Raw genomic sequence first — 6,894 nt, 5'->3', positions numbered from 1 at the left:
TGTAACTATTCAGCCTATTAAACGCTTTCAATAGCCACTGCGCTTTTCGTCTTTAATGTCTTAGGAATTTCTAAATCGATATCGTAAGACATTAGCTATAAATTCTTCACATAAAGCTACCAAATATCATTTCGGTATCAGTAGCCATAATTTGTAGGGCTGAATAGTTACGAAACAATTTTAACTGTAAACAATCATTTACTGGTAATGAGCTATCTCGTTAAGTCTGCGATAAAGATCCTCTGGGAGAAGATATTTCACCTTATAGACAATGACCTCCCGGGCACACGACCTAACCTTGGCGACTATATAAACACGGTGGAAACCCAAAAACGTCTTGACTACATACTTTTTTACAATCCAAATATGGTGCGCGTAGAATACCTTTCAACCTTGAATAGCACCACGGAAAATGTTTCGGAATATAATGATAATAAAAAGCTGAACCAGAGTATATTCAGAAATTTTAGCAGACTTGAACCTGGAAAAGCCATGAAATTACTGCAGATATTAAACCGAAATATTTACGGCCCTCTTTTTCGTCAAATGGGGCAGGGATATGGTGCAATACGTTCTCTGGACCATAGTGCCAGGCGTATAAAATACGAAGTCAGAGGCTGTAATGAATGCATGGACCTGCCCAATGTCGGGTTCAATTCATGTTTTTACTTTTCCGGGATGCTGGCAGGTATCTTTTCTGCATTGTTCCATCAACCCATGGGTGCCTACGAATCCAGTTGTGTAACTCATGGAGACCAGTTATGTAATTACGAGATCGGCTATGTAAAGGACATTGAATTCAGTGACAAAGTTGAAGATTTCCTGACAGTCAATGTTCCACCGGGCAGCTTGCAGGAAATAGAGAGTACATTGCAAAGAAAGATCCTGGAATCTTTGTCAAACGGAAGCCAGATCGAGACTAAAATCGGGTCTTATGTGCATATTTTTATTTACCAGTTAAGGATGTTGAACACACTCTCGCAAAATCCGGAGATATATTCTGAAACCTACCAGAAAGCAGGGGTCAGGTTCAGCTATCATCTTGTAAACACATTGAGGCAGTTCTATAATGTTGATGGAGAAAAACTGCTTACAGAAGCAATGCCGAAATATTACCGGAAACAACTGCTTGCAAATATCCATTCAGTTGAAAAATTCGAAGACGGCTATCTGGTAACGTTCTCAGAACCAATGGATTGTTCGGGCATCAAAGAACTGGATATAAGGCCATGCTCGTTCATGAAAGGGGAAATCGAGGGTATTGCAAATATTGCTATCGGTAAAAAGATCACGTGCGAAATAAATTCCTGCAGGTTCGACAGTGGGGAACCATTATGCCAGTACAGGCTTTTTTATGAAATGAAAGAAGCTGAAATTCCACAATGGCTAAAGGAGATGCAGGAACAGTAAACCTTATAATTGACTGTGAGGTTTTTTGTTATTCCTGTATAGAGAATGAAGTTATGAATAAGCGAGTGCTTTTACCTGATTCGCCCGGAGTCTATTTATTTAAAGATAAGAGCGACAATATCATCTATGTGGGTAAGGCCCTGTCCCTCAAAAAAAGGGTTTCCCAGTACTTCGGGAGAACTGAAAAGGATGTGAAAACAAGGGCACTGGTCAGGTCTATTTCGGACCTTGAATATATTGTCACGTCAACTGAACTTGACGCGCTTGTCCTGGAGTCCAATCTAATCAAGGAACACAGGCCCCGTTATAATGTGTGCCTGAAAGATGATAAGCAATATCCGTTCATCAAGATAACGGTTGAAGAAGATTTTCCCAGGATTTTTCTCACACGCAGAAAATTACAGGATGGTGCCAGGTATTTCGGACCATATACCAGTGCACGGTCAGTCCGCGAGACGCTTAAACTTATAAACCAGATCTTCAGGATCAGGCCGTGTAAAAAGAAGATTACGACTTCGGGAAGAGCGTGTCTCAATTTCCAGATGGATCTATGTAATGCTCCCTGCAGTGGTATGATAGATAAAGAACAGTATCGCATGAACGTGGATAATGCCATTCGGTTCCTGGAAGGCAGAAATGAAGAACTGGTATACAGGTTAAATGAAAGGATGCAGCAGTATGTGGTGCGGGAAGAGTTCGAATCGGCTGCAGTGATTCGTGACCAGGTACAGGCCCTTAACTATACGGTATCTGCACGGCAGCACATCACGGGCGGGTTCGATGACTGGGATGTTGTGGCCGTGGCTGTATCCAATAAGACCGCTGCAGCGCAGGTACTGTATATCAGGGACGGCAGCCTGGTGGGACGCTCTGAGTTCACGTTGTATTCCAGGGGCGCAGATGAAGGAGAGGTCATGAGTGCGTTCCTTACACAATATTACAGTGACGCCCCCCTGCCCGCAGATATTTCACTGAATGTAATGCCGGATGACCATACCGTGCTGGAATGGTTGCAGAGCACGTCGGCCGGGAAGCGGGACATTACCGTGCCTGGCAGGGGACGCAAGAAAGAACTGGTGGACATGGCATACCGGAACGCCCGGTCACTGCTTACCATGAGCTTGCTCAAGGATGATAAAAGGGAAAAGTCAGGGCACGCTGCTCTGGTTGAACTGAAAGATCTACTGGGCCTGGCAGACCTGCCCCAGCGAGTAGAGGCATTTGATATTTCCAACATTGGAGGCACTGATGCAGTGGGTAGCATGGTGGTGTTTACCGGAGGTATCCCTGATAAGAAGCATTATCGTATTTTCAATATCAAGACCGTGGAGGGTATTGATGACCCTGCCATGATGGGGGAAGTTATTTCCCGCCGTCTGGCAAGGATTGCCGGTGGTGCTGGGGGTGAGAAGAACGAGAAATATGGGGGAAATGAAAATACCTGGGATGAAGTACCGGACCTCATTATTGTGGATGGCGGGCCCGCACAGTTGGGTGCGGCCACCAGTGCACTTTTGCGATGGGGCCAGGATATACCGGTCATAGGTTTGGCAAAGCAGCTTGAAAGTATCCATATACCGGGGCGTGATACTCCGTTGATACTGCCTGCAGACTCACCAGGTCTTAGCATGCTGAAACATATCAGGGATGAGTCCCACAGGTTCGCCATATCGCACCATCGCCGTCGCAGGGCTTCGCGGCTGAGGTCATCGGTACTCGATGAGATACCTGGTGTGGGAAAAAAACGTAAAGAAATGCTGATCAGGCATTTTGGTTCTGTTGAGGGGATAAGGGCGGCCACTCTTACCGAACTGGAACAGTTATCAGGTATTAATAAGGTTACGGCAGCTGCGATTCACAAAATGCTGCACGTCTCCAAAAGCTTATAAGCCGTCAGGTTATTAAGGGAAACCGCATATTATTGCTAAATTTCATACTCTTGGATTTATATCGGAGGACATTCATCATGGCAGGAAAAAGACCAGCAAAGACGTTTCGCAATTACAACAGCAGAAGGTCATACACCCAGAGGAAATATATGGGTGGTGTACCCGGGAATAAAATAGTACATTATGATATGGGAAATCTAAAGGCAGAGTTCCCGGTAAAGTTATCACTGGTAGCTGATGAATCTTGCCAGCTTCGTGACGGTGCCCTGGAAGCGGGCAGGATCACTGCGAACCGACTTCTGGTCAAGATGGTGGGAGTGCAAAACTTCCACATGAAGCTAAGAGTTCATCCATTCCAGGTCATAAGAGAGAATAAACAGGCTACTGGAGCGGGTGCTGACAGGGTCAGCCAGGGTATGCGCCAGGCTTTCGGTAAAGCGGTAGGCCTTTCGGCAAAGGTCGGAAAAGGTCAGAAGATCTTTACCATCTCGACTACAAAGGAAGGGTTCCTGACCGCTAAAGACGCACTCAGGCGGTGCGGAATGAAACTCTCAACCCCGGTAAAGATCGTGGTGGATGAAGGACAGAAACTGGTCGACTAATAAAGGTTTGCTGTACTATATATTGATGTGAAATAATGGGTGACTACGAAGCATATCTGGACCGGGCATATAAATTGATGCCAGATGTCAAGACTACTGATGAAAGGTTCGTAATACCAGAGCCAAAGACGTTCTCGGAAGGGAAGGCTACTGTTCTTGAGAACTTCAGTCAGATAGCAGATGTGCTGAATCGGGACCCTGACCACCTGATGAAGGCCCTGACCAGGGAATTAGGAACTGCTGCCAAGATCAGCGGTCAGCATGCTGTTTTCCAGGGAAAGTTCAGTGTCGAGGCTATTGCTGAACAGATAGTGTCCTATGTTGATGAGTATGTGAAATGCTCGGAATGCGGCCGTCCTGATACCAAACTGGTGAAGTCTGACCGTATCTTGATGCTGAAGTGTGATGCCTGTGGTGCTCACCGGCCGGTCAGGAAGAGAAAAGCTACGATGGAAAAGAAGAGGGACGCGCTGGAAGAAGGCGAGGTCTACGAGTTCAAAATCGAAAGCGTGGGTTCAAAGGGTGACGGTATTGCGAAAGTGGACAAGTATATTGTTTATATCACCGGTGCAACCAAACAGGAAATAGTCAAAGCAAGGGTAAAGCGTATTTCAGGTACTGTGGTCTTTGCTGAACCTGTTATCGAATGAGTTCCTACTCCTACTCTGGCCAGTAGCGGGCCGCACACGTATGCAGCCCGGCGGGGCCCCATACGTGGACTGGTTTTGTTTCAGGATTACCTGTCCTTGTAATCGTTAAGTTTTAATATACTGTAGACATTATGAAGTGAGTTACTATAATAAACAGTAACGGGGCTGTGGCCTAGTCCGGAATGGCGACGGGCTCCAGCGGATAAAATGATGAGCAACGGGTCTACTGAGACCTGTCCGACGGGGCGGGTCAGTGAAGAGCCGTTGGAGCACTGATTTGGTGTTCTCCTTGAATTCTTCAAGGGTTCGGAGAGACCCGTCGATCGTGAGTTCAAATCTCACCAGCCCCACGTTTTCTTTTTTTCTTGTTTAGTAATTACATATTTATGCAGCAAGGAATAATACTACATTCAATGAAATCCGGTATTCGCGATATAATTTTTATACTGCTCTCAATAGTTTTGGCCATCATCATTGCACCGTTCATAATGAAACTGGCTTCACATGTCGTCGAGATTGTTATTATAATCGCACTGGCATACGTATTTTTTATAATGCTGAAACAACTGATAAAATAGCCCGGCGATAATATTAATACCACATCCGACAATGTGAAGGCCGAGGAAAAAATATTGCGTTCAGTACAACGTGTTAGTAAAAAGACAAGTGTCAAAGCACAAAAGGAACGTACGGAAAGTGGAGCTCTTTTCGTATCGTTAAAACCGGCAGGTTATCCACTGAGAAGTTCACTCCACGAGTATCCGGAGGTCTTTGAGAATAGTGTTTTCGAGTTCTATGCGCGAGAACAATGGAACGGATTATTGGTCCAGTCCGGTGAGTATCTCTTCGACCGCAGGATGTTTCCTGATTTTGCATTCAAGGTGTTGAATGTTATACCTGAGAATAGTGTTATCGGCAGGTCCACAGTATTCTTGTTAGAAGATGTAGACAGCGATGAGGTTGTACCCGAACCATCCAATAATGTCATGTTCGACGATGTGATCGGACAGGATAGTGCAAAGCATAAATGTAAGCTCATCATGAAATTCCTTGATGACCCTGAACTGTTCGGCAAGTGGGCACCCCGGAACATATTATTCCATGGCCCGTCCGGTACCGGTAAGACCATGCTGGCAAAGGCCCTGGCCAATGCCACAGACGTCCCTATCCTGCCCATCAAGGCCACACAGTTGATAGGCGAGTTCGTAGGAGACGGATCAAGACAGTTACACCAGTTATATGACCGGGCAGAAGACCTTCAGCCCTGCATCATTTTCATTGATGAACTGGACGCAATTGCCCTGGACAGGCGTTTCCAGGAACTCAGGGGTGATGTGGTCGAGATAGTCAATTCACTATTGACCGAGATGGATGGTATTGAGGCACGGGAAGGAGTGTGCACGATTGCTGCCACGAACAGGATAGAATCCCTGGACCCCGCTGTTCGCAGCCGGTTCGAAGAAGAGATAAAATTTGTCCTGCCTGATATAAAGGAGAGGCAAGCGATATTAAACTCTAACATTGCCACGTTCCCTGTAGAGCTCGAAGACGATGTGAATATAAAGGCGCTGGCTGAAAAAACCGAAGGGTTCTCGGGTCGCGACCTGGTTGAGAAAATATTGAAATCCGCCCTGCATGCTGCAATCCTGGAAGATAGTCCTGTAGGGAACAGGCACCTGGAAAAAGCTTTGAAAAGTACAGTCGATTCAAGTATGTTCAAAAATTCAGATGAAGGGATGTTCAGGTAAACCGAACATCTCATTTTTCCTTAACAGGATATCAAATGACATCGATCCGTACATCCAGCGAATTCTTTTGAACATACAACTGTATTTCTTCACCCGGACCTCCGGTCAGGGTAAAGGTGACATTCGTCACTCCTGATGACAGGGTATAATCGGTTCCATATACCAGATCCGCACGTTTTGCGCTCATGTTGAAATACTGCACCCATGCATCAGGATAATCGGTAGTGTCCTAGAATAGACCGCATAATTTATATTCTATAATATTCATTATTATTTTTGTGATATTACATGGCTAGACCTCGAAGTAAAATCGATATTACATGTCAGAATCCAGAATGCAAATATTTTTTTGTAGAGTCTGGAAAAGATATTCTAAAGCGCGGGAAAAATCGAGCCGGGCATCAACAATATTATTGTAATCACTGCTGTCGTTGGTTTGTTGAAACCGTGAATACACCGCTTTATCACAAACATCTTTCGAAATCTGAGATAATCAACATCTGCAAACACCTTGTTGAGAAAAATGGTATCAGATCGATTGAAAGAATAACAGGCCACCACAGGGATACAATAGGAAATCTAATTGAAGATCTTG

At 45.2% G+C, this 6,894-nt stretch carries 7 protein-coding genes and 1 tRNA gene; 7 read left to right on the top strand and 1 reads right to left on the bottom strand.

Going from position 1 to position 6,894, the window contains the following annotated elements:
• The first annotated feature begins 207 nt into the window (after nucleotides 1-207).
• From K0A89_12550 to K0A89_12520, 7 genes are all read left to right on the top strand, one after another.
• Entirely contained in the window at nucleotides 208-1,410 is a 1,203-nt protein-coding gene (locus tag K0A89_12550; protein ID MBW6519312.1) for a 4-vinyl reductase, read from the top strand.
• A 53-nt stretch (nucleotides 1,411-1,463) separates the two neighbouring features.
• Nucleotides 1,464-3,299, top strand: coding sequence for an excinuclease ABC subunit UvrC (gene uvrC, locus K0A89_12545; GenBank protein MBW6519311.1), 1,836 nt, complete (start codon nucleotides 1,464-1,466; stop codon nucleotides 3,297-3,299).
• Nucleotides 3,300-3,376: 77 nt separating this feature from the next.
• A complete protein-coding gene (locus K0A89_12540; protein ID MBW6519310.1) occupies nucleotides 3,377-3,901 on the top strand; it encodes a 50S ribosomal protein L16 in 525 nt (174 codons plus the stop codon).
• 35 nt (nucleotides 3,902-3,936) lie between these two features.
• The gene (locus K0A89_12535; GenBank protein ID MBW6519309.1) at nucleotides 3,937-4,551 is read left to right on the top strand and encodes a translation initiation factor IF-2 subunit beta; all 615 of its coding nucleotides are present in this window, start codon (nucleotides 3,937-3,939) and stop codon (nucleotides 4,549-4,551) included.
• Between the two features lie 161 nt (nucleotides 4,552-4,712).
• Nucleotides 4,713-4,901: transfer RNA gene (locus K0A89_12530), tRNA-Trp, on the top strand.
• Between the two features lie 63 nt (nucleotides 4,902-4,964).
• A complete protein-coding gene (locus K0A89_12525) occupies nucleotides 4,965-5,129 on the top strand; it encodes a hypothetical protein (protein MBW6519308.1) in 165 nt (54 codons plus the stop codon).
• A 54-nt stretch (nucleotides 5,130-5,183) separates the two neighbouring features.
• Nucleotides 5,184-6,299, top strand: a complete 1,116-nt coding sequence (locus K0A89_12520) for an AAA family ATPase (GenBank protein MBW6519307.1) — start codon at nucleotides 5,184-5,186, stop codon at nucleotides 6,297-6,299.
• A 31-nt stretch (nucleotides 6,300-6,330) separates the two neighbouring features.
• Here K0A89_12520 and K0A89_12515 read toward each other — a convergent pair whose 3' ends face one another.
• Entirely contained in the window at nucleotides 6,331-6,486 is a 156-nt protein-coding gene (locus tag K0A89_12515) for a hypothetical protein (protein MBW6519306.1), read from the bottom strand.
• Between the last annotated feature and the right edge of the window lie 408 nt (nucleotides 6,487-6,894).

The organism is ANME-2 cluster archaeon (genome assembly GCA_019429385.1).
Classification (GTDB): Archaea; Halobacteriota; Methanosarcinia; order Methanosarcinales; family Methanocomedenaceae; genus Methanocomedens_B.
The sequence above is the reverse complement of the archived record's forward strand: the minus strand, read 5'-3'. Positions and strand labels throughout refer to the sequence as shown.

Coding starts and splice junctions, on each gene's coding strand:
- K0A89_12550 (MBW6519312.1), top strand. CDS start 208: ATGAGCTATCTCGTTAAGTCTGCGATAAAGATCCTCTGGGAGAAGATA.
- uvrC (MBW6519311.1), top strand. CDS start 1,464: ATGAATAAGCGAGTGCTTTTACCTGATTCGCCCGGAGTCTATTTATTT.
- K0A89_12540 (MBW6519310.1), top strand. CDS start 3,377: ATGGCAGGAAAAAGACCAGCAAAGACGTTTCGCAATTACAACAGCAGA.
- K0A89_12535 (MBW6519309.1), top strand. CDS start 3,937: ATGGGTGACTACGAAGCATATCTGGACCGGGCATATAAATTGATGCCA.
- K0A89_12525 (MBW6519308.1), top strand. CDS start 4,965: ATGAAATCCGGTATTCGCGATATAATTTTTATACTGCTCTCAATAGTT.
- K0A89_12515 (MBW6519306.1), bottom strand. CDS start 6,486: ATGAGCGCAAAACGTGCGGATCTGGTATATGGAACCGATTATACCCTG.